Raw genomic sequence first — 24,097 nt, forward strand, 5'->3', positions numbered from 1 at the left:
CCGCAATTTTCTGGATATTAAAGTTTTATGAAATTGGACATTCGCCTATTTACTGCCCTTTTCTTCCTCGCTAGAGTTAACTCGAAATTTGGTGTAGACCAATTAGCCTATTCTGATGGAAATCGAGATGAAAAACGAATACCTACTACTGACTCCAGGTCCTCTATCTACTTCTGAAACAGTACGTGAAGCCATGCTAAAAGACTGGTGTACTTGGGATGATGAATACAACAAAGACATTGTAGAAGTGATCCGCACTAAGCTTGTAAAACTGGCGACGGAGCAAGACGGCTACACCAGCGTACTAATGCAAGGTAGCGGCACCGCATCAGTAGAAGCAACGATTGGCAGTGCCATTGGCAAAGATGGAAAATTGTTGGTTGTCGACAACGGTGCTTACGGTGCGCGTATCGCTCAGATCGCTGATTATCTAAATATTCCATGCCATGTAGTTTCCCCAGGCGAAACATCACAGCCACACTTGAACGAGGTGGAAACTGCATTGGCATCGGATCCTACAATCACACACGTGGCGATTGTTCACTGTGAGACAACCACTGGCATGCTTAACCCAATTGAGGCATTTGCTTCTGCGGCAAAAGCACACGGTAAAGTGGTGATTCTCGATGCCATGTCGAGCTTTGGTGGTATTCCTATCGATATAGCTGAGCTAGGCATCGATTTTATGATCAGCTCAGCGAACAAATGTATCCAAGGCGTACCGGGCTTTGGCTTTGTGATTGCGAAACAAACTGAGCTAGAAAAGTGCCAAGGTCAGGCACGTTCTTTGAGCCTTGATCTTTACGACCAGTGGCACTGCATGGAAGTGAACCACGGCAAATGGCGTTTCACGTCTCCAACGCACACGGTTCGCGCTTTCTATCAAGCCTTGCTAGAGCTGGAGCAAGAAGGCGGCATTGAGGCTCGTCATCACCGCTACCAAACTAACCAGAAAACACTGGTTGCAGGTATGCGTTCTCTGGGTTTCGAACCACTACTGAGTGATGACCTTCACTCGCCAATCATCACCTCTTTCTACTCTCCAACTCACAGTGATTACCAATTCAAAGCGTTCTACACGCGTTTAAAAGAGCAAGGTTTTGTGATTTATCCGGGTAAGGTATCGAATGCAGATTGCTTCCGTATCGGCAACATTGGCGAAGTTTACCCAGCAGATATCGAGCGCTTGATCGGTGCAATTGAAAAAGCAATGTACTGGCAAGTTGCGTAAAGCAACTTTCTGATTGAGAGAGCGTTATGACTCAGAATATCAAACCGACTCATTTCCGCAGCGAAGGCGATGTCAACACGACACCAGCGCGCCAAGATTGGAATGCATCGATGTACGACGAACGCACGCAAGCATTACTAAAGCGTGATTCGGAGGTCTTTCTTCATCAAGCCATGTCGACGCCGTGCTTAGATACCTTGGAAGCAGTAGAAGGCATCTACATCCAAGATGCTACCGGCAAAAAGTACATGGACTTCCATGGCAATAACGTCCATCAGCTGGGCTACGGTCATCCGCATGTGATTAAACGTGTGCAAGAGCAAATTGCCAAACTGCCATTTTCACCACGTCGTTTTACCAACGAGACCGCGATTGAATGTGCCGAAAAGCTTACCCAAATCTGTGGCGGCGAATTGAACCGCGTGTTGTTTGCTCCGGGTGGCACATCTGCGGTTGGCATGGCTCTTAAATTAGCACGCCATATCACGGGCAACTACAAGGTGGTGTCGTTGTGGGATTCCTTCCACGGCGCATCGTTAGATGCTATCTCAGTGGGTGGTGAAGCGTGTTTCCGTCAAGGAATGGGACCATTAATGGCAGGTGTTGAACGCATCCCACCAGCTGTATCTTACCGAGGCGCTTTCCCTGTCGCGGACGGCAGCGACGTGCATTACGCCGACTACCTTGAATACGTGATTGAGAAAGAAGGCGGCGTGGGCGCGTTTATCGCAGAAGCGGTTCGCAACACAGATGTTCAAGTGCCGAGCAAAGTCTACTGGAAACGCATTCGCGAAATCTGTGACAAACACAATGTCATGCTGATCATCGACGACATCCCTAACGGCATGGGTCGCAGCGGTGAATGGTTTACCTACCAAGCCTACGACATCGAGCCAGATATGCTCTGCATCGGTAAAGGTTTGGGTGGTGGCTTAGTGCCTATCGCAGCCATGGTAACCAAAGACAAATACAACACCGCCGAGCAAATCTCAATGGGTCATTACACTCATGAGAAAAGCCCTATCGGTTGTGCTGCGGCACTGGCAACCATGGAAGCTATTGAACAAGAAGGCTTGTTAGATAAAGCCAAAGCCGACAGCCAGTTCATGCGTGAAAAGCTGTTAGAGATGAAAGCCAAGTACCCAGTGATTGGTGATGTACGTGGCATCGGCATGTTGTGGGGCATTGAACTGGTTACTGACCACGAAAGCAAAGCGCGTGCGTATGACGAAGCGGAAGCTGTGCTGTACCAATGCCTCAACAATGGCGTGAGCTTCAAGGTATCGCAAGGTAACGTGATTCAACTCAGCCCACCGCTGATCATCACTCGAGAACAGCTGACAGAAGCGTTGGCGATCTTCGAAGAAGCCATCGCCAAAGTGTGTAAAGACTTTAACTACTTTTAGGGTCAATAGACCTCAACAAAACCAATTTATCCAGAGCGCGATTCCAACGTGTAGGCAAGCGCTCTGGCAAGCAAGAAAAAGGATTGAACATGAGCAACTCACCAATTCAAGCAGTGATCTTTGACTGGGCTGGTACTATCGTCGATTTCGGCTCTTTTGCGCCAACCAGTATCTTTGTGGAAGCGTTCAAACAAGGCTTTGATTTTGATATCGACCTTGAAGAAGCGCGCGAACCAATGGGTCTTGGTAAGTGGGATCACATCCAAGCTGTGGGTCGCATCCCTGCCGTTGATAAGCGTTGGAATGAGAAGTTTGGTCGCTCAATGACCAGCGAAGACATCGACGCTATCTACGCGGCGTTTATGCCTTTGCAAAAAGCAAAAGTGGCTGACCACGCAGAACCAATCCTCAACGCAGTTGAAGTGGTAAACGGTCTGAAAGACAAAGGCATCAAGATCGGTTCTTGTTCTGGTTACCCTCGCGAAGTGATGGATGTACTGATTCCTGTTGCAGCGGATTACGGCTACAAACCAGATTACGTTGTCGCGACAGACGATCTGCCACAAGGTGGTCGCCCTGCGCCGTTTATGGCACTGAAAAACGTGATTGAGCTTGGTGTAACCGACGTTAAAGCATGCGTCAAAGTGGACGACTCAGCACCAGGCATCTTTGAAGGTCACAATGCGGGCATGTGGACGGTGGGTCTGCTGCTTTCTGGTAACGAAGCGGGTCTGACATTTGAAGAATACCAAACCGCAGACGAAGCAACCTTAGAGAAAGCTCGTGAAAAAGCACGCGCGAAGTTTATCAAGAGTGCACCTCACTACTTAATCGACACCATCTCCGATCTGCCAGAGGTGATCGGAGATATCGAACAACGCCTAGCCGCGGGCGAACGTCCGTAGTTTTCGCTCGCGAATTCAGAATGTAAAAAGCCTCTCCATATTGAGAGGCTTTTTGTATTTATGGAAAGCGGAAGTGTCAGTTAATCGCGGTACTTGCTCGACGCTTTAGCTTAAAGCCCATACTGGTCGGCCGTTCTTCTGGCTCACCTTTGATGGCATGCAACAGTTTTTCTGCCGCCTTGGTGCCCATGCGCTCGTAATCAAATTCTGCCGATGTCAAACTTGGGTAAGCGTGCTCCCCCATAGAAGAGCCTTCAAGGCAAATAATGGCAATGTCGGTCGGGACTTTGAGCACGCGGCGATGGCACTCAAAGAGCGCACCAATTGCTATCTCCTCATGGCTACACACCAAAGCATTCAAGCTTGAATCGCGTAGCAATAACTTCGCCAATCCTTCCGCCCCCAATTGTGAAGATGGCGCTTCATGAGTCGTCAGAAAATGATCTGGGGTGAGATAGTTTTCAATCATCGCACTTTGCCAACCGTGTAACTGGCGTTGCAACGTCGAGTGATTCCCGCGCGCCCCAATAAAACCAACGTTCTTAAAACCTTGTTCAATCAGGTGTCTGGTACAGGCCTTACCCACTTCGAAGTGATCCACGCCAATGTTGAGATAACTGGCCTTTGAGCTCAGTTCGGCAATCTCTAACACTGGCGTATTTGATGCCTCTAACAGTTGATGCGTTCGCTGACTATGCTCACTTCCAAACAGTACAACGCCCGCAGGACGGCTCTCTAAAAAAGTCGAAAGCAACTTTTCTTCTTGCTCAATCGAGTAGTCGCTGTAACCCAGCAATAGTTGATAACCCGCTTTGTTTAACGCCTGTTGGAAGCTTGGTAAGAAATGCGCGCATGCTTTTTCAAACAGTGACGGAATGATAAGAGCGATGGAATAACTTTCTGCAGATGCGAGTGCCCCTGCGGCTTTGTTCGGGATATAGCCGAGCTCATCAACCACTTGTTGAATTTTTTCTCTCAGCTTATCGGATACCAGCTCTGGCGTTCGTAATGCTCGCGACACCGTCATCGTGCCTACGCCTGCTTGTTTGGCGACATCAGCCAAAGTGACATTGCCGGTACTTCTTCGTTTGCGAGGTTCGCTCATTGTTTTTATTTAATGTTCTCTAATTTCAGCTGCGACATCTTATCACAGCGCTTTAATGGTTTTGATATTAGCGCATTAGAACTCGAACACCAGCACATGAAACTTCGATGCCTGATAAAAATGATAGCGCTATCACAATTAATGGTAGCGCTATCAGATAGCGCTACCATTTGTGATCACTCTCAGGTTTTTCTGGCAAATTGATCGATAAAGTACGCAGCAACAAAACAACAAATCGGAAACATTCCAATGCTACGTGAACTGATTACCTCTGATGTCATTCGCATCCATTCTGACGCAACCGACTGGAAAGATGCGATCAGCAAATCTTGTGAAGCTTTGATTGAAAATGGCGCGATAGAACCAAGTTACGTTGAGGCAATTTACCGCTCGCACGAAGAGCTTGGTCCTTACTACGTGGTAGGTCCGGGCATGGCGATGCCACACGCTCGCCCTGAAGATGGCGTTAACCGCTTGTCATTGGCGATCACGGTGATCCAAAACGGCGTCAATTTTAACTCTGAAGAAAATGACCCAGTAAAAATGCTGGTCACGCTAGCGGCAACGGACAGTAATAGCCACGTTGATGCGATTTCGAAACTGGCGGAATTGTTTATGAATGAAGAGCATGTAGAGGCCATCTGCAACGCTCAAAGCAAAGAAGATGTTCTTGCGATCATCGACAAATACTAAGTTTTACTCCTGACATACCCCATTCACAAATGGGTATACCCCCTATAAAAAAGAAAAGGTCTGAATTATGAAAATTATGGTTGTTTGCGGTCACGGTCTTGGTACTAGCCTAATGATGGAAATGAGCATCAAAAGCATCGTAAAAGAATTGAACGTCGATGCCGCAGTGGATCACATCGATCTTGGCTCAGCAAAAGGCACAAGTTGCGACATTTTCATCGGCACAAAAGACATTGCAGAACAGTTGGAAGCACTTGGCGTTGAACAACGTATCGTAGCGCTTGATAACATGGTCGACAAAGTCGCAATGAAAGAGCGTTTATCTTTGGCACTACAAGAGCTTGGCGCTCTATAAGGTGGCGTTATGGAATTCTTCAGTTTCTTAATGAACGATGTCCTATCAGAGCCAGCGGTTCTGGTCGGTCTCATCGCCCTAATCGGCTTAATTGCCCAGAAAAAACCGGTCACCGAGTGCATTAAAGGCACGGTAAAAACCATTCTTGGTTTCATCGTGCTTGGCGCAGGTGCAGGCTTAGTTGTGAGCTCGCTAGGCGACTTCGCGACCATTTTCCAACACGCATTTGGCATTACAGGCGTGGTTCCAAACAACGAAGCTATCGTCTCTATCGCGCAAGAAGCGTTTGGTAAAGAGATGGCGATGATCATGTTCTTCGGTATGTTAGTGAACATCTTGATCGCTCGCTTCACGCCATGGAAATTCATCTTCCTAACCGGTCACCACACACTATTTATGTCGATGATGGTAGCAGCGATTCTGGCATCTAGCGGCATGAAAGGTGTTCCACTGATCGCGCTTGGCTCTGTGGTTGTGGGTTCTGTAATGGTATTCTTCCCTGCAATTGCGCACAAATACATGAAGCAAGTAACAGGTTCTGACGACGTTGCGATTGGTCACTTCTCTACCCTTTCTTACGTGCTAGCTGGCTTTATTGGCAGCAAATTCGGTAACAAAGAACACTCTACTGAAGAGATGAATGTCCCTAAAAGCTTGCTGTTCTTGCGCGATACGCCAGTGGCGATCTCTTTCACCATGGGCATCATCTTTATGGTGACGTGTTTGTTCGCTGGCGGTGATTTTGTCCGTGAAGTCAGTGGCGGTAAACATTGGTCTATGTTTGCGCTAATGCAATCCATCACATTTGCAGGTGGTGTATACGTTATCCTGCAAGGTGTACGTATGGTTATCGCAGAAATCGTTCCTGCATTTAAAGGCATCTCAGACAAACTAGTACCAAACGCAAAACCTGCACTGGATTGTCCGGTTGTGTTCCCATACGCGCCAAACGCGGTATTGGTGGGCTTCCTATCGAGCTTTGCAGCCGGTCTAGTGGGCATGTTCCTACTTTACGTGATGGGTCTTACTGTGATTATCCCTGGTGTAGTTCCACACTTCTTTGTGGGTGCGGCTGCGGGTGTATTTGGTAACGCAACAGGTGGTCGTCGCGGCGCAATTCTAGGTGCGTTTGCACAAGGTCTACTGATTACTTTCCTACCAGTCTTCCTAATGCCAGTACTGGGTGATCTTGGCTTTGCAAACACAACATTCAGTGATGCTGACTTCGGCATTGTAGGTATCCTACTTGGCCTGATTGTGCGCTAATCTTTTATTCTTATGAATGCAGAATTAGGCTCGTCGGCATTCATCTCTCAAAGGCTCTAGCAGGAAAAGCACTCAAACAAAACGCCCCTCACGTGAGGGGCGTTTTTCATATTGAGGCTATCTTATTGAGACAACAACTTTCTCGTTGGTTCTTGCTCGGTGTATTCAACGGATTCGTTACCAGATAGCTTATCGACGTCCGCTTGTTCGCCGCTCACCACCAGTACCTGTTGCTTCACCAACGCATCAACCACTTTAAGGTTATGTTGACGAAGAAGCGCTCTCACTTCGCTCTCTTTCCCTTTGTGATACTTAACAAAGTAACGCGTAGGTTGTTGCTCAGCTTGTTCAGAACGTTCATCCACGAGCGGAAATCCTTGATTGTTCGCCAAGCTGGCCGAGCTTAGTCCGATTGCCAATAGTGCGGTAGCACTCACCGCAGACAAAGAAAGTAAGGTCAACTTCTTCATAGCCACTCCTTATTGAAAAGTCAGAGTCCAACTGTTGATTGTGCCTGTGTCTCTTCTGGCACTGTCTACCGCTTTTAGTTCCCAAGAACCTTGTGATTCAAAACCAGAGAAATCCGCTTGGAAAGTGGCTTTGATATCGTTAGCGCTGCCGCCAGTATTATCGTGAAGCACGACTTCTCCACCAGTCGGTGAAGTTAGCGTCACTCGTAGGTCACCGATGTAAGTGTGGCTAATATCAACGTCAATACTTACTGTACCTGAATCACCAGAGCGATCGACATCTACTGCGCTGATTGCGCCAGAAGATTTGTTGTCAGGAATCGCAACAGGGCTGGTGTTTAAGAAGCTAGAGTCCGAAGAGCTACCGCCACCGTCAGGACCGTTACAGCCCGCATCCAAGAACAGTTTCGCCGCTTCCGCATTCACTAGGCCGTGACCTGTGCGGTTGTCTCGTCCAGCGACATCAATGTCTGTTGCCGTTTGAACTAGGGCATTACGTACTTGCGCTGCTGTACACGTTGGGTGGTAACTCCACACCAAGCCTGCTACGCCAGTTACATGAGGTGTTGCCATCGATGTACCATTGTAGTACTCGTAATCTTCACCAGAGGTGGTTGAAACCGTAATTTCTTGACCAACATACCCCAACAGCTCTTGACCAAATGCACGGTCAACCGTCACCGAAACCATACGATAAGTGTTGTTTGAGTCTACCAAGAATGGGTTTTGTAAACCAGGTAGTTCAGAGTTGCTGTATACGATTGCAGCTCGCGCACCCGCATTGTAACAAGCCTGAACTGCATCCACTTCTGGGTAGTTACCTGAAGACTGGTTGCCAATACGCTCAGTCAAACAAATTTTGCCCGACATATCACCACAGTTAAAGTTACCGCCAGATACATCACAGCTATCTAGCATTGCTGTTACTGAACCAGCGATTGGATCTGGCACATACGAAGAGCCGTTATTGATCAAACGATTGTGAGGGACAATGCCGCGATCAAATTGGCTTACGCCATTCAAGGTAATATCAGAAAGTTTACCTTCGCCTACCGTAACCGTTGATAAGATCGCCACACCTGGGCCAGAGATCTCAACTTGATCAGTAGATTGCGAGAACGCCGCATGATCATTTTGGTTATCGACAGCAGCAACAGACATAACTGAATCGTAAGAAGCTGGGTAGCTGTGTGCGGTGTTACCGTCATTACCAGCTGCGGCGATTAGCAGAACACCTTGATCGTAAATGTTTTGCAGTGCATTTTGCTCAGTTCGGCTTGATTGACTACCACCAAGACTCATGTTCACAACGTTGGCACCATTATCTGCACACGTTTGGATCGCTTTAACAAGCCCAGATGAGTAACCCCAACCTGATTCGTTAAATACTTTCACGATGTGCAAATTCACATTCTGGTTTGGCATCACACCCTTCACACCTTCGGTGTTGGCAATCGCTGCGATAGTACCTGCTACGTGAGTACCGTGGGCGTTATTGTTACCCGGATCGCTCCATGATCCTGTACCACTATCGTTGGTACCTGCAACACGGTTACCGCTTAGGTCGTTGTGCGAGATGTCATACCCTGAATCGATAATACATACAGTGCGATTACCAGCATTGAAGTCATCTAACTGTTGAGCATTAACCGCTTCATAACCCCACGGGGTAGTTTCGCTGAGCAAATAGCGAGGCGGATCGACTTCGACATATTCCACATCACTGCGATTACGAAGGGGTTCTAAGTCATCACCATCCAACTCAACGCTGTAAATGGCGCGATTACCCAGTTTTTCCACCTTACGTGCCTTCACCTGTTGTAAAACAGACTCCTGCGCGATTCGTGGTCCCCAAAAAGAGTTACCACCCATTGAAGATCGGCTGACTGCATCTTCTTTGAATTTGACGATGTACTTCGTCGGTAACTTAGATTCATCAAATCCCATTGGTGGAGCCGCAAACGCTGACATAGAAGTGGTCAGTGCTATCGCTACGGCAGACAACGAAAATAAGCCTTGTTTTTTACTTGTTGCGTAGTGCATTTGCCCTATTCCTTATTTGAGCTAATTTTTATTCACTATATTCTCATGAAAAGTCATCACCATGATGTTCGCATGAGAGCTTCAGCTATAGTTTATAGGCCAAAAATGCCAAACAATTTGTTTCATGAATATACAACTTTGTACAAAAGATCATTCAATAAACATTTTTAGTTAACATCAAAAAGCATAAACAAAACCTTATAAAGCAATCACTTAATTAACAAAAAGTGCATGTTAAATTAATGTTAGTGAGTAATTATTCTAAATAATACACATTTAATCGATTGCTATGCTGAATGGATTTTTTGACCGTGGTGCCAAAACTGAAATATTGAATATTTAGTTGTTGACTGTCTTGAGTATTTACTCAGAATTAGAAGGTTTAGTGAGAAAAATTCTCATCTAAATACTGTTATAGCCGAGCGTATTCACGTATTCGGAACCATAACCATTACAAGAAGAGTGAATGATGAAAAAAACAATCACACTATTAACTGCATTACTTCCGCTTGCCTCTGCCGTTGCAGAGGAGCCAACATTATCACCAGAAATGGTTTCTGCGTCTGAAGTGGTCAGCACGCAAGAAAATCAAACCTATACTTACGTTCGCTGCTGGTATCGTACGAGCCACTCTAAGGATGATGCGGCTACCGACTGGAAATGGGCGAAAAACGAAGATGGTAGTGACTTCACTATCGACGGTTATTGGTGGAGCTCTGTTTCATTTAAAAACATGTTCTACACCAACACTTCACAAAACGTGATTCGCCAGCGCTGTGAAGAAACACTAGATCTGGCGAACGAGAACGCAGACATTACGTTTTTTGCTGCTGACAATCGCTATTCTTATAACCACACGATCTGGAGCAATGATGCTGCAATGCAACCAGATCAAATCAACAAAGTAGTGGCTTTGGGCGACAGCTTATCTGATACAGGCAACATCTTTAACGCTTCCCAATGGCGCTTCCCTAACCCAAACAGCTGGTTCTTAGGTCACTTCTCGAACGGTTTTGTTTGGACGGAATACGTGGCTAAAGCCAAAAACTTACCGCTTTATAACTGGGCAGTTGGCGGCGCAGCAGGTGAGAACCAATACATTGCGCTAACAGGTGTCGGCGAACAAGTTTCTTCTTACTTGACCTACACAAAACTGGCGAAAAACTACAACCCAGCAAACACATTGTTTACGTTGGAGTTTGGTTTAAATGATTTCATGAACTACAACCGTAGCGTGCCGGAAGTAAAAGCGGATTACGCTGAAGCTCTGATTCGTCTAACAGACGCGGGCGCGAAGAACTTCATGTTGATGACACTGCCAGACGCAACCAAAGCACCACAGTTCAAATACTCAACGCAGGAAGAAATTGAAACGATTCGCGCGAAAGTATTGAAAATGAACGAGTTCATCAAAGCACAAGCGATGTACTATAAAGCTCAAGGTTACAACATTTCATTGTTTGATACGCACGCGCTGTTTGAGACGTTAACCTCGGCACCAGAAGAACACGGGTTCGTGAATGCAAGTGATCCTTGTCTGGACATCAACCGCTCATCTTCTGTGGATTACATGTACACTCACTCATTACGTTCTGAATGTGCAGCATCTGGCGCAGATAAGTTTGTGTTCTGGGATGTGACTCACCCAACCACTGCCACGCATCGTTATGTTGCTGAAAAAATGTTGGAAAGCAGCAATAACTTAGAAGAGTTTCGCTTTTAATAAGACTTTCTTATAGGTTAAATTCTTAATCATCATAAATACTTTGATGATAAAAATGGCCACGAAATATCGTGGTCATTTTGTTTTCATATACATGAGTCTACTTTTATATTTAAATATAGATGAACAACAATTGAAATACAAAATTTCAAGTTATAAGTATTATAAACAAAACTTTTAAATACCAACAAACCAGTAAAATAAAAATTATTCAATATGCCATCCATTTAAATTTCATTATGGTCATTTTGATTATTGAATTTAAAGAGGAGTTAAGTGGCAAGTTAAATAAAAAATACCCACATAACACAGGTAAGACCGAGAGGAGTGTGTCATGTGGGTTTAAAACGATAGTTCTCTTGCTGATTCGAACTACCAACGTTGGGATGCAATGGAAATACAAATGACTCAGAGTTTCCATCACGGACACTTTATCGCTGGATTTGCCTCTGTTTGTTAGGGAACAGTCAGCACAATAAAAATAGAGAAGTAATACCGCAAAAATAAGAATAGAGGCTCTGAGTTTAATTTACACGTAAAATAATCACCACATTCACGACATGAACCATTAATAAATTCACCAATAAATATTTATTAAGTTAAATTTATTTATTGTCAACATACTGTTAGTTTCACCCCTAAATATACTGATCAGATTTGTTTATTTTACTGATTTTCGTTGCAATACAATCTCTAATTAATTCATGAGAAAAAACATGCAGCGACAATTCACTCTTTCACCGATTTATTTATTAATCGGTTTAGCCTCATCGACGGCGTATGCCGGTGGTTTTCAAATTAACGAACATTCGGCGACGGGTCTTGGTCGTGCTTTTGCTGGTGATGCTGTTATTGGTGATAATGCGTCTGTAGTCAGCCGCAACGCCGCAGCGATGACGCTGTTTAAACAAAATGCCTTATCGTTCGGTGTCACTTACGTCAAACCTGACGTTACCGTTAAAAATGCGCAATATCATCGAGCTAATATTAATGCGGATGTCAATGTTGGTATGGGCGGTTTTCCTCCGTCCCCTCAAGTTGACATTACCCCGTCCTTCTCTCAAACCGTGACAGACATTGATGACGTCGATGGCGTTGGTCAACCAGCCGTTGTACCCAATTTTTACTTTATTCACCCTATCAACGACGACTGGTATCTAGGCTTATCGGCATACTCCAACTTCGGAACCGACATGGAGTTTAAACCAAACTATGGCGCACCTGTTTTTGGCGGTGTCACCAGCGTAGCGAGTGTCAACCTTGGCGCAAGCTTGGCATACAAGGTGAACGACCGTTTTAGTATCGGTGGTGGTATTGATGTGATTTACGGCTCTGGTGAGCTGTACCGCGATATGGACGTGGGTGTTTGCGTTGGTGGGAACATACTTGGAAACGAACTAGAACAACGCTGTGGATCCGTAAAAGGCAACGCACTTGATGTGGAAGCTGGTGGCATTGGGCTTGGCGCGAACATTGGCATGATATACGAGTTTAACGAGCGTCATCGCTTAGGTTTAAGCTACAAGCACAGCCCTAACATTGATGCCAAGGGCGACATCCACTTTGCTGGCGAATCGTACGACTCGCTTGCTATGCCGCTACCGGATATTGCGGAGTTTTCCGGTTATCACCGCGTCTTACCTAAATTTGCCCTGCACTATTCTGTGCAGTGGATTGGTTGGTCAGCATTTGACAGCTTGAAAGCTGATGATTAGTTGCTAAAAGATTTTCAGTGGCAAGACTCCGCGCACTACTCCATCGGTGCGACTTGGTACGCCAATGAACGTTGGACACTTCGCACGGGTTACATGTTCGACAAAACACCTGTCGATGAGCTGACTTCGCTTTCTATCCCAGATTCGAACCGTCACTGGTTATCTGCGGGAGCCTCTTACCAATGGTCATCAGATACCACGGTTGACATCGGCATGACGTACTTGATTGGTGAAGATGTCAACGTAGAAGAGTACGCGTATGAAGGTGTTCCTGCACCGATGGTAACGGGCGTGACCCATTCAAATGCGTTCCTAATTGGTGCCCAACTCAGCCACCGTTTCTAATTTGTCAGGCAGTGATCAAACCTCTAGGTCATTGCCTTGTAACAACGCTTATCAAAGCGACCGAACAGAGACATTATTATGAACAAAACACTACTTGCTTTTTCACTCTCACTTCTCACTCTAGGCGCGGCTCAGGCTTCAGAATGGGGCTATGGCAATGACAAACACGGGCCAGAGCACTGGGGAGAAATCGCCAAAGACTGCGCAACCACGAAAAACCAAAGCCCAATCAACATCGACAACCCAGCCGATGCAAAACTGGAAGCACTGAACCTTTCGTACACTGGTCAGGTCATTGGTTTAACCAACAATGGTCATACGCTGCAAGCGCAAGTGAACGGACGTAACAGCTTCACCATCGATGGCGAGACGTTCGAGCTGCAACAGTTCCATTTCCACACACCTTCAGAAAACCAAATCAAAGGCCGCCAATATCCACTTGAAGCGCACTTTGTGCACGCCAACGCAGATGGCGAGTTGGCGGTAATTTCGGTGATGTTTGATGCTGGCGATCAAAACGCAGCACTGTCTAAACTGATCAGCGCAATCCCACAAGAGAATCAAACCACGTTCTTTAAAGATACTTTTGAGATTAATGACTTACTGCCAAAAACTGCAAACTACTATCGATTTAACGGCTCTTTAACCACACCGCCATGTTCAGAAGGTGTGCGCTGGTTTGTGCTTAAAGACACTCAAACCTTATCCAAAGATCAAGCCGCGAAACTGATGGAAGTCATGGGACAAAACAATCGTCCGCTGCAACCGTTAAATGCGCGCGTTGTACTTTCTAACTAATCGCCAAATCCGATAAGGGGCATCGTATTTGCCCCTTATTTTGATTCGCTCTAACCTCACTTCGTTACAGGAACCCCCAATGAAAACTCCATCTGTTCTGTCACTCTTACTCGCACTCGCCCCGACACTCGCCTTCTCTCATAACCTTTCTGTCGGTCAAACTAGCCCATCCATCAGCATTGATACCTATGGCGAAATGACGCTGCAAGGAGACGATGTGGCTTATCAACCTTGGGCAACTCAGCAGATGTTAGGCAAAGTCCGTGTGATACAAGCCATTGCAGGTCGTAGTAAAGCTAAAGAGATGAACGCGCCGCTGATGTCAGCAATCACTGCCGCTCACTTTCCTGAAGATCAGTATCAGACCACAACCGTGATCAACCAAGAAGACGCCATTTGGGGAACCGGTACATTTGTGAAATCGTCGGCAGAGGACAGCAAAAAGACATTCTCTTGGTCTTCCATGGTGTTAGACAAAAATGGCGTATTAGCAACAACTTGGGATCTACAGCAAGAAAGTTCTGCGATTATCGTACAAAATAAACAAGGCGAAATTTTATTCGTGAAAGAAGGGGCTTTAACTCAAGACGAAGTCACACACGTCATCGAACTGATTAAACAGAATATCTAAACCTAAGGTAAGGAAAAGCTATGAAACTGTTCAACACCATCGCACTCTGTCTTTTAGCGGCTGTAGCCTCTTTCCAATCGGTTGCTGGAGACAACGATTGGGACAAGATTGCAGATAAAACCGTCAGTTTTAAATCGGAAACCGACACAGTCAATCCACTATCACCATTTGCTAACGCTCGTTTCAGCCACATCAAAATCAAATGTACGCAAGGTACGGTCGATCTGAAAAGCGTTAAAGTGATCATGAAAGATGGTCAGGAAAAGACGTTCGACAGTTTAGGTGTTCTGACTAAAGGCATGTCATCAAGAAGCTTAAGCCTACCAACGAAAGATAACGCGAAATTAGACAAGATCGAGTTGAACTATGAATCGGTTGGCAGCACAGCGCTGCAAGTCGCGGGGGTGACCAAGAAAGCGAAAGTAGAAATTTTAGGTAAGAAAATCGACGAGTAAGCGATGGCTCAACGAGCTCTCCCAAACTAAAAACAGCGGCACTAGGCCGCTTTTTTCATTAAAAAATCGTCATGGATAACTAAATGAATTTCTTCAGCTTCGCCAAACCATAAGCAGCGATGGTGACACAATCTTTAATCGTACCGTCGATCATCATCTGTTCGAACTCCTCAACAGAAAAAGCGCGCGTGATCAAATCCTCTTCTTCACTGTCGAGTTGATTGCCCACGTCCGTTAAATCACTGGCGAAGTAGACGTGACATGTCTGATTCAAAAAGCCGTATGCGATAAACTGCGCGCCGACATACGCCATGGCGCTCGCCTGCATGCCCGTTTCTTCACGTAGCTCACCTTTGGCAAGCTCAAGATGATCCGCATCTGGGTTTGATTCCCACGCCCCTTGTGGGATCTCCCAGCAACGTTGACCTACGGTGTAACGGTACTGCTGAACCAAGTGAATCATCCCATTATCGATAGCCAGAATCGCAGCACAATCAGGTTTGTCGACCACACCATAGATGCCCTCTGCGCCGCTCGGACGTAAAATTTTGTCCTCACGCACCGTCATCCACTTATTCTGGTAAACGACTTTGCTGTCTAGCTGTTTGATGTCTGGCATGGTTATTCCTTGATTTTTCTGAGGGTTACTGCGGAATAATACCCTATTCGGTTACGCCACCAAAATGTTCTTTAGTTCACTCAAAGACTCAACAGTGTAATTTGGTGCGATACGCTCATCGACACTTGCGCCTGTGGTATTTAACCAGCAAGTTTCAATACCAAAGTTATTGCCACCAAGAATATCGGAATGCAGGTTGTCACCCACCATCAGTACGCGCGTTTTGCATGGGTTGCCCATTTGCTGCATCGCGTATTCAAAAATACCTAAGTCCGGTTTTGCTACGCCCACTTGTTCAGAGATCACCACTTTATCGAAATATTCAGTCATCCCTGTGCGCTCAAGGCGAATTGCTTGCAACTCTGTAAAACCGTTGGTGATGATGCCCATTTTAGCTTTGCCTTGCAGCGCTTCCATCAGCTCTTTTGCACCTGGCAACAAACTGCAAATATCGGCCATTGCTTCTAAAAATGCGCTATTGAGATCGGCTGTTGTAGTATTCAACTTCTCAGCCCACTCGGTAAAGCGGTTATGTTTTAGCTCATCTGCCGTTACTTTGCCGTCTTGGTAATCCACCCAAAGCGGTTTGTTTACGGTTTGGTAATGAGCAAAATCTTGTTCAGTAAAATCTACGCCTTTGCGAGAAAACATAAGCTGCAAACCTTTGAAAGCATCAAAGTGGAATAAGGTTTCGTCAGCGTCAAACAGGATCCAATCGTACTTCATTTTCTTCTTCCCAAAATCAAGGTCGTAATACTGGTGCATAGTCTAGATTGTTTTCTTCTTGAAGATAATCTCTATAATTGGAAATTAATTGTATCCTTGTGCTCAACAATAAATGCTTCACGATGATAGGAGATTGATGTGAACGCGATTGCCTCCCTGCCCGTTTTTGTTGCTGTTGTCGAATGCGGCAGCTTTTCCCTTGCGGCCAAACAGCTGAATCTGACGAAATCGGCGATCAGCAAACGCATCAACCAACTAGAAGACGATTTGGGCATTCGTCTCCTTAATCGAACTACGCGTAAGCTGAGCCTGACCGAAGCAGGAGAACGCTATTTTGAGTACGCCTCTCAAGCGCTCAACCTAGCCCAGCAAGGCGTGGACGCGGTATCGGAGCTGCAAGGTTCTCCACAAGGTCGGCTCAAAATAACCGTGCCGATGTCTTTCGGTGTGCTGCATATCGCGCCTTTGATCAGCGAGTTTCTCGCTCGTTACCCGAAAATTGAAGTGGATTTAAACCTCGAAGACAAAATGGTCGATTTGGTTAAAGACGGTTTTGATTTGGGGATCCGTATTGGTGAACTCACCTCTTCCAATCTAATCGCAAAACGTCTCGCCCCTTGTAAAAGTGTGCTTTGTGCCTCGCCAGATTACTTAGTGGAGTTCGGCACACCACAAAAACCAAGTGATTTAGTCAGTCACAACTGCCTTCGCTACTCCTATTTCCGTGGCGGCGTCGAATGGATGTTCATCAACAATGGCAGCGAATACAAGGTGCTTCCAAAAGGAAACTTTATCGTCAATAACAGCGAAGCCATTCGCCAGTTGCTGTTAAGAGGTTCGGGCATTGCGCAACTGCCAACGTTTATTGCAGGAAGAGACTTTGCCGCAGGAAATCTAAAACCAGTGATGGAAGAGTATTCTCTACCAGAACACGCCATTTATGCGGTGTTCCCTGAGCGCAAGCACATGCCGTTGAAAGTAAGAGCCTTTATCGATTTTATCAGCGAAAAACTCGGCACAGATTTACCTTACTGGGATCGTTACAACCGCCCAGAAAAATAACCATATTGATGATAAGTGAGTGAGATTTCACTACTGACATGTTCTGACATTCCATCCGCGTAACCTTATTTGGAACTCAACAGGCAATCCGCCAAAACCAATAAGGAATCACAATATGGAAACCGTTATCGAAACTGTGCAATTTCGTCTAACCGCAGGCACAACAGAGCAAGACTTGATCACCGCTGCCAAACAGTCACAAACGTTTGTGAAGAATCTGCCGGGCTTTTTGTATCGCTCACTCAGTCACGAAGCGACGGACGATGTGTGGACAGACATCATTTACTGGCGTTCAATGGACGATGCCAAACAGGCGGGAAAACAGCTTAAGCAAGCCGCTGAATTTCAGCCTCTGTTATCGATGATTGACTGCGAAAGTTTCGAGCTTAAACATCACAACTTAAAAATGTGCAGTGAGCTAGAGAAGTAATCAGCCACACTACCACTAACAACCAGTAGGTCTAGATAAGGAACATCATGAGCAAATCAGAACGACTGTTTGAGCTACTGACGCTTTTGCGCGCAAAGCGTTACGCCGTGACAGCGAAAGAGCTCGCAGAAAGAATGGAAGTCAGCGAACGTACGATTTATCGCGATATTCAGTCGTTGCTTAGTTCTGGTGTTCCTATTCAAGGTGAAGCAGGTGTTGGCTACTTGTTGCAAGCTGGCTCTCATCTGCCGCCTTTGATGTTCTCAGAAAAAGAGATGATGGCGCTTGAACTGGGTATGCGGATGGTTCGAGCTTGGTCGGATGCCGAACTTGCCGAAGCGTCTCACTCTGCGTCCACCAAAATACTTTCGGTATTGCCCGATAAGCTCAAACAACAAGTGGAAGATTGTCCGCTGATTGTGCCCGATTATCACACCCAATCCGAGACTGCCAAACGAGGGCAGCTTCTGCGCCACGCGATTGATCATCAGTTTAAAGTCAGTTTGGATTACCAAGATGAAAGCGGACAAGTGACCGAAAGAAAAATCCAACCGTTAGGCCAGTTCTTTTGGGGCAAAGTCTGGACGCTGGTCGCCTGGTGCGAATTGCGCGATGACTACCGCCAGTTCCGCCTCGACCGTATCCAAGCACTGCGTATGCACGATGAAGAGTTTCAGACTGCGGAAACCAAATCTCTCAAACATTATATTGCGCAGTATGAATCGAAAGATTGAGTGTTCTTCATCCTTCCATCACAAGGATTCTAAATTGCTCTGCTCAATGCGCAATATTTGGAAATGCACATTTGGTTAAACTAATGTTTCACTTTTAACAGATGCGTAGCCAACCTAAGATCGTTAACTTAAGTAGCACGTCAACCACACCGGAGCGTGAAGCTATGAAAGTACTGATTCAATACACCCAAGCAGGGAAATATCGAGATCAAGCGTGGGAGTCTTTAACTCTTCGATCTAAAGGTGATATGCAGGCCGTTACCCCTTCTTATGCAGCCCAACTTATCGAACAAAGCAAAGCGACACTTGTGATGACAGAGGATCAACAAATCGTTATTCATCCATAACCGACTATTAGCCTTGTTTAACCAACCTTTGTTAGTTACGCAAGGCTTACACCTCGCCATTACACGTTATCAATTTTATATACGACCACCTATATTTACAAAAAACCAATAAGATAGTTCTTATTTTCATTCTCGACATTCTTCTAAAACGCCCTTCCATTCATAGCTAAGATATAGGCTATCTGTTAGTCTCTTTATTTCTTCATGATAAATATTAGGATATTGATATCCTATAAATAGGATAAACCTTGAAAAAGCATCGGTTTATTATAAGGATAGGTGTAATATGCAATTGATCTGGAACATTATTGGATACTTAATGTTCTCTGGTGTATTAGTTATTTTTTTCCAGACATTCTTTATAGGTATCATGCACCTTTTAATGCCAAAAGACATTGTCAATAGCTACTTTAAAGAACCTTATTTTAACACTTTCGAACTAGCTCTATTTACAGGTTGGCCTTACGCATTTTTCCGAACATTGATGTTTGTTCGTTTAATCGTTCAACCTAACTCAGGTGAAAAACGAAAGTTACCCGATGTATCCCAAGAGGTGCCTAGATGGTACCGTCTATTATCCTTCATATTAATATGGGTAATTATGATAAACTCTACAATGTTAACGCTTGTATTTTTTATCGCAGGTTTCTTAGCACTAGCGGATCATTTATGATATTGACTTATCCAGTTAAATCCAACATCACAATTTAAATGTAAATAACGACACTAACAATTGCACGTAAATGACAAATATATCATCCAATTTGGATATTTTTAAAATGAAAGTCTAGAATGTAAAAAATAAACTTCCTAAATATAGTTTTTTGTTAGTATCTGAGCAAATTAATTATTAGCTAGAGGTGCTCTATGTCGGGATTATTTGAGTATAGAATAAAAACTCATGATAACTTATCATCAATTATATTAAACATGTATGGTGCTCCATATGGTAGCAAGGACTATCAGAGAGTGCTGACTCATATAATGACATTGAACAAGCATATTTCAGATCCTAACCGCATTAAAGCAGGCGATATCATTTGGTTATCAGCTCTACCCAAATCAAGCACCCAACTTAACACTCAACGTAACAATGCTTTACCTCCTAAAAGTATCGCGAAGCTAGGGACTTACCCAGCGTCTAAACCTCAAATGTCTAGTTCTCAGCGCCATAAAGTTTTGCCTCCCAATATTCTCAGCTACAATCAACCTCCAAAATCGATCTCAAATCAAGTTCCACCACAACATGCTGATATGTTTTGGGCGTTAGCATGGTTAGAAAATAACGCCAATATGATTACTATTCCAGGAGGTACCTTGATGGGTGCTACAGGAAACTTGATGAGTAAAGGAAATATTAAGCTCATTGAGAACATCAACGACCTTTACGCAAACTATAAAAACGGAGTAATAAGTAAAGGACAATATGATGGTCGACGAAAGAAACATCTAGACCTACTAAAGAAAAATGTTGACCCTATGGAAAAGCTGTTGTTTGGCAACAAAACGACTCACCAGTCTATTCGTATTGCTCGAAGTGGAGGATTACCAGCTAATGCTCATATAGTTAAACAGGCCGAAAAACTGAATAAAATAGCTCAGGCATCTAAAGTTGGCGGACATGTTTTAGTAGGTGTCGGTCTAACGGCTTCCTGTATTCAGATCGCGAATACACAAGACCAACATGAGAAGAATGAAATTTTTGTTGAGTCAATAACTAGCACAGCTGTAGGAATGAGCACTAGTGCGTTAGTCGGTCTATTTTTAGTATCAAATCCTATTGGTTGGGGGACTGCTATTGTACTCGCTGCAGGTTCAACGGCTGTAGGCTACGCTTCCGGCAAAGTGGCAAAAGGCTTTTATAATTCAAGTGAAAGCAAGCCAAACTTAGTCGCTAGTACTGGAATAGAAGCTACATGCAGCAAGTAATCACATTTCTTTTTTACACTTTAATGACTGGTGTGGTTATTATTTTCTTACAAACCATTTTTATCGGTGTCATGCACTTTCTGATGCCAAAGAAGATTGTTGGGAACTATTTTAAAAAACCATATTTTAATGAATTTGAGCTTTCTCTATTCACGGGGTGGCCTTACGCATTTTTCCGGACATTGATGTTTGTTCGTTTAATCGTCCAACCTAGCTCAGGTAAAAAGCGAAAATTACCTAATATTTCTGGAGAAGTACCAAAATGGTATCGTTATTTGTCGATTCTATTACTAGTTATTATCATTGTTAACTCTGTTGTCGTTACCCTGACTTTATCAATTGGGGCCGTTCTTTTAGCAATTGAGTGAGGAATTAACACTTAAATATAACGATGTACTCGACGAAGAGAGCTCAGGCAGAACTCTCTAATCGCCAGTATTTTGCCAACAGCCCTCTACTCTTCTTCGTTGAGACGACGAATCAACTTAGCAGGTGTGCCTCCGTATAGACAATCTGGCGGCACATCATGGTTGACAACCGAGTTCGCCGCAATCACCGAGCGAGCACCAATCGTTACACCTTGGTTAATGACGGAATTTCCGCCAATCCACACATCATCTTCAATCGTGATGGGTTTACAAAACGTTTCCCAACGTCGGCGACTTCGGTAATCAACAGAATGAGAAGCGGTATACAATTGCACGCTTGGACCGATTAGCACGTGGTTCCCGATGGTAATTTTAGCGCCATCAAGCATGACCACATTCATGTTGATAAAGGTTTCTTCGCCAATTTCGATGGTTTTACCGAACTCGCAATGGAAAGGTGCTTGAACAATGCAAAGACCCGCTTTGCCAAACAGCTGTTTTTGTAATTCGTCGCGCTGACTTTCGTCGGTATTGTTATTGAGCGCTCTAAGTGCTTGAAGAGCATGACTTCTAATTGCGTCAATTTCTTTGTCCATGCCATCAAAGATTTGACCAGACATCATTTTTTCGAGTTCTGTCACTGGGAGACTCCTAAAACCTGCAATTACTACTTTCAGATTAATCACACGGTACGTGAATTGCGGAATAAAAAAAGAGAAAAGCCTGCACTTTTCTCTTTCCTGTTTTTATATTTTGTGGAGTCTGTCGACTTACACGATTTCCCAGCTGTGGGTCATCTCAACACCTTCACCTAGCATTAAGCAAACCGAGCAGTATTTTTCTAGCGAGTCAGCCGCCACTTTTGCTACGACTTCTGGGTCAAGCTCGTCACCTGAAACTTCAAAGTGGATATTCACTTGCGTAAAGATACGTGGTGCGGTTTCACGACGCTCTGTGGTTAGCTTGGCATTAACTGACAAGACCTTTTGGCCTGCCGTTTTCAAACCGTCGACAACATCGACAGAGCTACAGCCACCAGCGGCCATTAGTACCATTTCCATTGGGCTTGGTGCCGTTGCACCGCCATTGCCATCCATCACTACGGAGTGACCCGACTGAGATTGCCCAAGGAATTTAAAATCTTCTACCCATTTAACTTCTGCTTGCATGATTTACCTCATTTAGCATCGCTCGTTGAAGACATCGTTGCCCTATCAAGCGGTGTATTTCGTGTCGATACTTTAGCTTTCTCGCATAAAAGGGCAACGGAATTTTCAACATTGCTGTAATTTTTTCGCTCGGTTGCCTTTCTCTATACGTAACACTTTTTCAATAACACTTTCTACGAAAAACAACGTTGAGGTAGCTATGAAGAATATATCTAAGTTATTGGTCGGATTCTCTTTCGCACTTCCTGTCTTGTTTCTACTTTTGAGTAAAACAGGCACCGCCGATACGATGGATAAGATGAAGGCTTCAGAGAATGCAGAAATCGCCACACTAGCTGGCGGCTGTTTCTGGTGTACAGAATCGGATTTGGAACAGTTGACTGGCGTAGTCGATGTCGTATCAGGCTATTCTGGTGGTCATGTTGAAAACCCAACTTATCGCCAAGTTTCATCAGGTAAATCAGGTCACATAGAAGTGATCGAAGTTAAGTACGATCCAAAAGTGGTTAGTTACGAGCAAGTGTTGGACTACTTTTTTCGTCATATCGATCCTACTGACGATAAAGGCTCTTTTGTCGACCGTGGCCCACAGTATCGCCCTGCTATTTTCTATCATAACGCTGAACAAAAGCAGATCGCAGAACAGTTTATAATGGAAATCGACAAGGCGATGATCTATCCAAAACCGTTGAAAACAGAATTGATCGAGTTTGAAAAGTTTTATCCCGCAGAAGAGTATCACCAAGACTACTACAAAAAGAGCAGCTTAAAGTATAAGTATTACCGCTATGCGTCTGGTCGAGATAAATACTTGGATGAAGTATTTGGTGATGATCGTAAAGAGACCCCAAAAACGCTTCGTCAGTTGATCGAAGAAAAAAAGTTGCTATCAAAAGTGAAAGAGTACAGTAAGCCTGCTAAGTCCGAGATCAAATCAAACTTAACGGAGTTGCAATACTACGTAACACAAGAAGAAGGCACCGAACGTCCGTTTGACAACGAATATTGGGACAACAAAGAAGCGGGGATTTACGTTGATATCGTAACTGGTGAGCCGTTGTTTTCTTCTACCGATAAATACAAATCGGGGACGGGTTGGCCAAGTTTCACTAAGCCAATCAACCCAGGTTACATCGTTGAAAAAACCGATTACAAGCTGATTTATCCAAGAACGGAAGTTCGCAGTAAGTTTGGTGATTCTCACCTTGGTCATGTTTTTAAAGACGGTCCGAAGCCAACAGGATTACGCTACTGCATGAACTCTGCGGCAATGAAATTTGTACCTGTAAGTGAAATGAAAACGCAGGGGTATGAAGAGTATCTGTATCTCTTTGATAAATAGTTCGTATTCATTCAACTTCAAGGGCATACGATGGCGAATGGGGAGGAGCAGATGAAAGGTTTTAAAACACAATTACCAACCAAAATCTGCTCTGTTTGCCATCGCCCATTTTCTTGGAGAAAGAAATGGGCAAGAAATTGGGACGAAGTCGTTTACTGTTCTGAGCGCTGCCGAAGAAACAAATCAGTCAAAAGTTAGAACCACAAAAACTTTATGTCGCACTGCTAGCC

The 24,097-nt window shown here is 44.7% G+C and carries 25 protein-coding genes and 1 pseudogene; 19 read left to right on the top strand and 7 right to left on the bottom strand.

Translation table 11 applies throughout. The annotated features are described in order from the left end of the window. The first annotated feature begins 127 nt into the window (after positions 1-127). From phnW to phnX, 3 genes are all read left to right on the top strand, one after another. A complete protein-coding gene (gene phnW / locus J8Z23_RS20235; RefSeq protein WP_085343334.1) occupies positions 128-1,231 on the top strand; it encodes a 2-aminoethylphosphonate--pyruvate transaminase in 1,104 nt (367 codons plus the stop codon). A 26-nt stretch (positions 1,232-1,257) separates the two neighbouring features. Next, positions 1,258-2,637, top strand: a complete 1,380-nt coding sequence (locus tag J8Z23_RS20240) for an aspartate aminotransferase family protein (protein WP_434635302.1) — start codon at positions 1,258-1,260, stop codon at positions 2,635-2,637. A gap of 89 nt (positions 2,638-2,726) precedes the next feature. Then, positions 2,727-3,542 carry a phosphonoacetaldehyde hydrolase gene (phnX, locus tag J8Z23_RS20245; protein ID WP_434635303.1) on the top strand — a complete coding sequence of 272 codons (816 nt, stop codon included), beginning with the start codon at positions 2,727-2,729 and terminating at the stop codon, positions 3,540-3,542. A 76-nt stretch (positions 3,543-3,618) separates the two neighbouring features. Here the strand turns inward: phnX and J8Z23_RS20250 are convergent, their stop codons facing one another. Then, complete coding sequence (locus J8Z23_RS20250; RefSeq protein ID WP_005463961.1) at positions 3,619-4,647, bottom strand: LacI family DNA-binding transcriptional regulator; 1,029 nt, start codon at positions 4,645-4,647, stop codon at positions 3,619-3,621. Between the two features lie 249 nt (positions 4,648-4,896). On the opposite strand from J8Z23_RS20250, the gene J8Z23_RS20255 reads away from it, so the two are divergent. From J8Z23_RS20255 to J8Z23_RS20265, 3 genes are all read left to right on the top strand, one after another. Beyond that, positions 4,897-5,340: a PTS sugar transporter subunit IIA gene (locus tag J8Z23_RS20255; RefSeq protein WP_005463973.1), complete on the top strand. Its 444-nt coding sequence runs from the start codon at positions 4,897-4,899 to the stop codon at positions 5,338-5,340. Positions 5,341-5,407: 67 nt separating this feature from the next. After that, complete coding sequence (locus tag J8Z23_RS20260) at positions 5,408-5,695, top strand: PTS sugar transporter subunit IIB (protein ID WP_020834885.1); 288 nt, start codon at positions 5,408-5,410, stop codon at positions 5,693-5,695. 9 nt (positions 5,696-5,704) lie between these two features. Beyond that, positions 5,705-6,961, top strand: a complete 1,257-nt coding sequence (locus J8Z23_RS20265) for a PTS ascorbate transporter subunit IIC (protein WP_075984400.1) — start codon at positions 5,705-5,707, stop codon at positions 6,959-6,961. 122 nt (positions 6,962-7,083) lie between these two features. On the opposite strand, the gene J8Z23_RS20270 is transcribed toward J8Z23_RS20265, so the two are convergent. Both J8Z23_RS20270 and J8Z23_RS20275 read right to left on the bottom strand, forming a co-directional pair. After that, entirely contained in the window at positions 7,084-7,431 is a 348-nt protein-coding gene (locus tag J8Z23_RS20270; RefSeq protein WP_005395359.1) for a hypothetical protein, read from the bottom strand. Positions 7,432-7,440: 9 nt separating this feature from the next. Beyond that, the gene (locus J8Z23_RS20275) at positions 7,441-9,474 is read right to left on the bottom strand and encodes a S8 family serine peptidase (protein ID WP_434635304.1); all 2,034 of its coding nucleotides are present in this window, start codon (positions 9,472-9,474) and stop codon (positions 7,441-7,443) included. 466 nt (positions 9,475-9,940) lie between these two features. Between J8Z23_RS20275 and J8Z23_RS20280 the strand changes: the two genes are divergently transcribed. The 5 genes and pseudogenes from J8Z23_RS20280 to J8Z23_RS20300 all read left to right on the top strand — a co-directional run bounded on the left by J8Z23_RS20280 (position 9,941) and on the right by J8Z23_RS20300 (position 15,141). Next, a complete protein-coding gene (locus tag J8Z23_RS20280) occupies positions 9,941-11,197 on the top strand; it encodes a type 2 secretion system lipase (RefSeq protein WP_145534286.1) in 1,257 nt (418 codons plus the stop codon). Between the two features lie 716 nt (positions 11,198-11,913). Beyond that, a pseudogene (locus tag J8Z23_RS20285) lies at positions 11,914-13,257 on the top strand (OmpP1/FadL family transporter). A gap of 78 nt (positions 13,258-13,335) precedes the next feature. Further along, on the top strand, positions 13,336-14,055 hold the full coding sequence (locus J8Z23_RS20290; protein ID WP_015312843.1) for a carbonic anhydrase: 720 nt from the start codon (positions 13,336-13,338) through the stop codon (positions 14,053-14,055). Positions 14,056-14,134: 79 nt separating this feature from the next. Further along, positions 14,135-14,686 carry a YtfJ family protein gene (locus tag J8Z23_RS20295; protein WP_170901966.1) on the top strand — a complete coding sequence of 184 codons (552 nt, stop codon included), beginning with the start codon at positions 14,135-14,137 and terminating at the stop codon, positions 14,684-14,686. Positions 14,687-14,706: 20 nt separating this feature from the next. Next, positions 14,707-15,141, top strand: coding sequence for a hypothetical protein (locus tag J8Z23_RS20300; protein ID WP_005393700.1), 435 nt, complete (start codon positions 14,707-14,709; stop codon positions 15,139-15,141). A gap of 79 nt (positions 15,142-15,220) precedes the next feature. Here J8Z23_RS20300 and J8Z23_RS20305 read toward each other — a convergent pair whose 3' ends face one another. Continuing rightward, the gene (locus J8Z23_RS20305; protein WP_005393699.1) at positions 15,221-15,760 is read right to left on the bottom strand and encodes an NUDIX domain-containing protein; all 540 of its coding nucleotides are present in this window, start codon (positions 15,758-15,760) and stop codon (positions 15,221-15,223) included. A 51-nt stretch (positions 15,761-15,811) separates the two neighbouring features. After that, positions 15,812-16,486, bottom strand: coding sequence for a pyrimidine 5'-nucleotidase (gene yjjG, locus J8Z23_RS20310; RefSeq protein WP_029800868.1), 675 nt, complete (start codon positions 16,484-16,486; stop codon positions 15,812-15,814). Positions 16,487-16,624: 138 nt separating this feature from the next. Between yjjG and J8Z23_RS20315 the strand changes: the two genes are divergently transcribed. The 6 genes from J8Z23_RS20315 to J8Z23_RS20340 all read left to right on the top strand — a co-directional run bounded on the left by J8Z23_RS20315 (position 16,625) and on the right by J8Z23_RS20340 (position 21,356). After that, a complete protein-coding gene (locus J8Z23_RS20315) occupies positions 16,625-17,548 on the top strand; it encodes a LysR family transcriptional regulator (RefSeq protein ID WP_301577308.1) in 924 nt (307 codons plus the stop codon). A gap of 115 nt (positions 17,549-17,663) precedes the next feature. Then, positions 17,664-17,978: a hypothetical protein gene (locus J8Z23_RS20320; RefSeq protein ID WP_301659923.1), complete on the top strand. Its 315-nt coding sequence runs from the start codon at positions 17,664-17,666 to the stop codon at positions 17,976-17,978. Between the two features lie 47 nt (positions 17,979-18,025). Then, a complete protein-coding gene (locus tag J8Z23_RS20325) occupies positions 18,026-18,712 on the top strand; it encodes a helix-turn-helix transcriptional regulator (RefSeq protein WP_301659924.1) in 687 nt (228 codons plus the stop codon). A 164-nt stretch (positions 18,713-18,876) separates the two neighbouring features. Next, entirely contained in the window at positions 18,877-19,059 is a 183-nt protein-coding gene (locus tag J8Z23_RS20330) for a hypothetical protein (protein WP_047008158.1), read from the top strand. An 867-nt stretch (positions 19,060-19,926) separates the two neighbouring features. Continuing rightward, positions 19,927-20,988 carry a glycine zipper family protein gene (locus J8Z23_RS20335; RefSeq protein ID WP_434635305.1) on the top strand — a complete coding sequence of 354 codons (1,062 nt, stop codon included), beginning with the start codon at positions 19,927-19,929 and terminating at the stop codon, positions 20,986-20,988. Then, positions 20,976-21,356, top strand: coding sequence for a hypothetical protein (locus J8Z23_RS20340; protein WP_256952656.1), 381 nt, complete (start codon positions 20,976-20,978; stop codon positions 21,354-21,356). The genes J8Z23_RS20335 and J8Z23_RS20340 overlap by 13 nt, the downstream gene beginning before the upstream one ends. An 86-nt stretch (positions 21,357-21,442) precedes the next feature. Here the strand turns inward: J8Z23_RS20340 and J8Z23_RS20345 are convergent, their stop codons facing one another. Continuing rightward, a complete protein-coding gene (locus J8Z23_RS20345; protein ID WP_005393677.1) occupies positions 21,443-21,997 on the bottom strand; it encodes a sugar O-acetyltransferase in 555 nt (184 codons plus the stop codon). 129 nt (positions 21,998-22,126) lie between these two features. Further along, positions 22,127-22,525: an OsmC family protein gene (locus tag J8Z23_RS20350; RefSeq protein WP_005393675.1), complete on the bottom strand. Its 399-nt coding sequence runs from the start codon at positions 22,523-22,525 to the stop codon at positions 22,127-22,129. A gap of 199 nt (positions 22,526-22,724) precedes the next feature. Between J8Z23_RS20350 and msrB the strand changes: the two genes are divergently transcribed. Together msrB and J8Z23_RS20360 are read left to right on the top strand one after the other, a co-directional pair. Further along, positions 22,725-23,867: a peptide-methionine (R)-S-oxide reductase MsrB gene (msrB, locus tag J8Z23_RS20355; protein ID WP_047007986.1), complete on the top strand. Its 1,143-nt coding sequence runs from the start codon at positions 22,725-22,727 to the stop codon at positions 23,865-23,867. Between the two features lie 51 nt (positions 23,868-23,918). Then, positions 23,919-24,065 (top strand): DUF2256 domain-containing protein, encoded by a 147-nt coding sequence (locus J8Z23_RS20360; protein ID WP_074189751.1) that lies wholly within the window; start codon positions 23,919-23,921, stop codon positions 24,063-24,065. Positions 24,066-24,097 lie beyond the last annotated feature (32 nt).

The sequence above is a fragment of the Vibrio sp. SCSIO 43086 genome (assembly GCF_051132235.1).
GTDB classification, from domain to species: Bacteria; Pseudomonadota; Gammaproteobacteria; order Enterobacterales; family Vibrionaceae; genus Vibrio; species Vibrio diabolicus.

Excerpts from the sequence above, each read along its gene's own strand:
- J8Z23_RS20305 (WP_005393699.1), bottom strand. The coding sequence starts at position 15,760 with ATGCCAGACATCAAACAGCTAGACAGCAAAGTCGTTTACCAGAATAAG.
- J8Z23_RS20325 (WP_301659924.1), top strand. The coding sequence starts at position 18,026 with ATGAGCAAATCAGAACGACTGTTTGAGCTACTGACGCTTTTGCGCGCA.
- J8Z23_RS20265 (WP_075984400.1), top strand. The coding sequence starts at position 5,705 with ATGGAATTCTTCAGTTTCTTAATGAACGATGTCCTATCAGAGCCAGCG.
- J8Z23_RS20280 (WP_145534286.1), top strand. The coding sequence starts at position 9,941 with ATGATGAAAAAAACAATCACACTATTAACTGCATTACTTCCGCTTGCC.
- J8Z23_RS20275 (WP_434635304.1), bottom strand. The coding sequence starts at position 9,474 with ATGCACTACGCAACAAGTAAAAAACAAGGCTTATTTTCGTTGTCTGCC.
- J8Z23_RS20320 (WP_301659923.1), top strand. The coding sequence starts at position 17,664 with ATGGAAACCGTTATCGAAACTGTGCAATTTCGTCTAACCGCAGGCACA.
- J8Z23_RS20330 (WP_047008158.1), top strand. The coding sequence starts at position 18,877 with ATGAAAGTACTGATTCAATACACCCAAGCAGGGAAATATCGAGATCAA.
- J8Z23_RS20250 (WP_005463961.1), bottom strand. The coding sequence starts at position 4,647 with ATGAGCGAACCTCGCAAACGAAGAAGTACCGGCAATGTCACTTTGGCT.
- msrB (WP_047007986.1), top strand. The coding sequence starts at position 22,725 with ATGAAGAATATATCTAAGTTATTGGTCGGATTCTCTTTCGCACTTCCT.
- phnX (WP_434635303.1), top strand. The coding sequence starts at position 2,727 with ATGAGCAACTCACCAATTCAAGCAGTGATCTTTGACTGGGCTGGTACT.
- phnW (WP_085343334.1), top strand. The coding sequence starts at position 128 with ATGAAAAACGAATACCTACTACTGACTCCAGGTCCTCTATCTACTTCT.
- J8Z23_RS20255 (WP_005463973.1), top strand. The coding sequence starts at position 4,897 with ATGCTACGTGAACTGATTACCTCTGATGTCATTCGCATCCATTCTGAC.
- J8Z23_RS20335 (WP_434635305.1), top strand. The coding sequence starts at position 19,927 with ATGTCGGGATTATTTGAGTATAGAATAAAAACTCATGATAACTTATCA.
- J8Z23_RS20270 (WP_005395359.1), bottom strand. The coding sequence starts at position 7,431 with ATGAAGAAGTTGACCTTACTTTCTTTGTCTGCGGTGAGTGCTACCGCA.
- J8Z23_RS20350 (WP_005393675.1), bottom strand. The coding sequence starts at position 22,525 with ATGCAAGCAGAAGTTAAATGGGTAGAAGATTTTAAATTCCTTGGGCAA.
- J8Z23_RS20360 (WP_074189751.1), top strand. The coding sequence starts at position 23,919 with ATGAAAGGTTTTAAAACACAATTACCAACCAAAATCTGCTCTGTTTGC.
- J8Z23_RS20240 (WP_434635302.1), top strand. The coding sequence starts at position 1,258 with ATGACTCAGAATATCAAACCGACTCATTTCCGCAGCGAAGGCGATGTC.
- J8Z23_RS20290 (WP_015312843.1), top strand. The coding sequence starts at position 13,336 with ATGAACAAAACACTACTTGCTTTTTCACTCTCACTTCTCACTCTAGGC.
- J8Z23_RS20340 (WP_256952656.1), top strand. The coding sequence starts at position 20,976 with ATGCAGCAAGTAATCACATTTCTTTTTTACACTTTAATGACTGGTGTG.
- yjjG (WP_029800868.1), bottom strand. The coding sequence starts at position 16,486 with ATGAAGTACGATTGGATCCTGTTTGACGCTGACGAAACCTTATTCCAC.
- J8Z23_RS20260 (WP_020834885.1), top strand. The coding sequence starts at position 5,408 with ATGAAAATTATGGTTGTTTGCGGTCACGGTCTTGGTACTAGCCTAATG.
- J8Z23_RS20295 (WP_170901966.1), top strand. The coding sequence starts at position 14,135 with ATGAAAACTCCATCTGTTCTGTCACTCTTACTCGCACTCGCCCCGACA.
- J8Z23_RS20300 (WP_005393700.1), top strand. The coding sequence starts at position 14,707 with ATGAAACTGTTCAACACCATCGCACTCTGTCTTTTAGCGGCTGTAGCC.